This is a genomic window from Kitasatospora sp. NPDC059577 (assembly GCF_042735475.1).
Lineage (GTDB): Bacteria > Actinomycetota > Actinomycetes > Streptomycetales > Streptomycetaceae > Kitasatospora.
In genome coordinates this window covers 1-2,063 of record NZ_JBHWBZ010000145.1, presented here as the reverse complement: position 1 = coordinate 2,063, position 2,063 = coordinate 1, and the positions used below count along the sequence as shown (strand labels likewise).

The window sequence follows — 2,063 nt, the reverse complement described above, 5'->3', positions numbered from 1 at the left end:
TTCGCCGCCCGGGAAAAGCCGCCCGGTTGCGCCCCCCAGCACGCCCGGCGCAGGCTGCCCGAGCCGGAAAGGGGAACCACCAACCCATCCGACAAGCCAGGTCACACCACCCGGACACCCACCAGGACCCCTCTTCACCACTGACAAGACCCACCAGCCGCACGGCAGCAGTGGATGCGGACAGACATGCGAAAGGCCCTGCAGCTACTGGGCTGCAGGGCCTTGACGGTCGATTCGGCTCAGCCGGCGACGCGGGCCAGATCCTCGATGTCCGCGCGAGAGTACCGGTCGAATCTGCCGCGAATGATGCCGTGACGTTCGACGCTGACCTCGAACCTCCCCATGGACCAACCGAGGAACCGGGCTGCCTCGGCACCGGTGAGGCTCTCCTCGATCCAGTGACGGCGTGCGACGACAATGGCCTCGACCTCGTCGTGGGCCAGGGCTTCGAGGGATTCGACCGCGTACATCGGCCAGCCCTTGAACTCCCCGACAGGGTGCAGGGCTCCCCGGTCGGCCAGGTCCTGGATGTCGGTACGCTCGACCGGCAGACCGGTGTGCTGGGCCAGGTACTCCGCTGCCTTCTGAGACCCGAGGCCGGGGTGGTCGCCGACTTCCGCGATGATCTGCGGAACGAGATCGGTGACGGGTTCGACCGCGGCTTCGGACCAGCGGCCGCCTTCGAGGTCGGGGGCAGGGATCAGTCCACGCTGCTGAGCGCGGGTGACCTGCCAGTCCTTGAGACCGAGGTGACGGGCCAGCTGGACCGGTCCGAAGCCCTCCTTGCCCCGTCGGGTCCTGACGGTCGGCGCGGGCTTCGTCTCGGGCGCGGGTGCGACCGAGGCTTCCTCCCCGAGTTGGGCGAGGATCTGTTCGACCTGATCCGGCAGGGTCCTGGCCACGCTCTGGGACCAGCGGCGGCCGTCGACGTCGGGTGGCGGGACCAGCCCCAGGTTCTGCGCGCGACGCAGCTGGGACTCCTTGAGCCCCAGCCAGCGGGCGAGCTGAACCGGCCCGAAGTCCTCTTGAGATCGGCTCACTGTCCAGGCTCCTCTGCTGACGTGCGGTGGTCTGAAGATGGTTCTCGCCCGGGCACCGGCCCGGTGCTCCGGGATGGGAAGCGTCGGCGGGGGCCGGCGATGGTCCGGGTGTCGGCGTAGCGCCAGATGTCGGCGCGGCGGTACCGCCGGCGCATGCGGCCGCTGGGCAGCTCCTCCTCTTGGACTGGCTGAGGCCAGTTCCTCGGAGGGTTCTTGGGGTAGTGGGTGATGCTGGTCGGTTCGACGCCCAGGATCCGGGCGGCTTGGGCGAGGGTGACGAGGTCCTCCGGGTCACCGGAGCGGTCGACGTGGAGCTCGGCGCGCTGGGCCTTCCGACGGTATTCGGCGTACCAGGCGTCCCACTCTGCGGAGTCCCAGTACATGCTCTTCTCCACGGTCTTCACCGGCTCCGGGTGACCGTTCTCTCCGCGCAGGGCCCACATCCGGTCGAGGGTCCCGCGGGCCAGAGCGTGCCTGGCAGCCAGGTCGGCCCGGGACTCCAGATCACCGGTGTCCCCCCGCCCCTGGTACCAGGCGTCCCATTCCTCGCGGTCCCAGACCAGCTCCCGTCCAACCGTGCCGACTGCCTCAGGGTGCCCATTCGCGTGACGGTTTCGGTACCACTTCTCCAGTGGGGACAGCGTCATGCCGTACCTGTCCATCAGGTCCCGGCGGGTGCAAACCTCGCGGCCGTTCAGCGTCGTCACGATGCTCCTGGTTGGTCAGGTCAGGCGCTCTGGGCCTTGAGGCGCCTCGATGGCCCGCGTCGTCTCCTGGAATGGGCTGAAAGGGCCCTCGGGCCGGGAGACGTAACCAGGCGGCCTGCGATCTGCCAACGTTTCCCGTAGGACCAGCCATCATGTTGAATGATGCCTTGTTTCTCCGCTGGACTCCAGAGTGGGTGCCCTGATGCGACAGCCGTCCAGCTGGCGTACGTGACACGGCGGCGACAGCCGCCTGAGCGTCGGCCACGCCGACGCCGGCTTGGCTGGTGAGGAACGAACCGGCCAAGCCCCCCCCACC

At 68.9% G+C, this 2,063-nt stretch carries 2 protein-coding genes; both read right to left on the bottom strand.

The window, feature by feature from the left end:
- Positions 1–239 precede the first annotated feature (239 nt).
- Entirely contained in the window at positions 240–1,040 is an 801-nt protein-coding gene (locus tag ACFV0O_RS41455; RefSeq protein ID WP_380350264.1) for a hypothetical protein, read from the bottom strand.
- Entirely contained in the window at positions 1,037–1,747 is a 711-nt protein-coding gene (locus tag ACFV0O_RS41450; RefSeq protein ID WP_380350261.1) for a hypothetical protein, read from the bottom strand. Before ACFV0O_RS41450 ends, ACFV0O_RS41455 begins: the two co-directional genes overlap by 4 nt.
- Positions 1,748–2,063 lie beyond the last annotated feature (316 nt).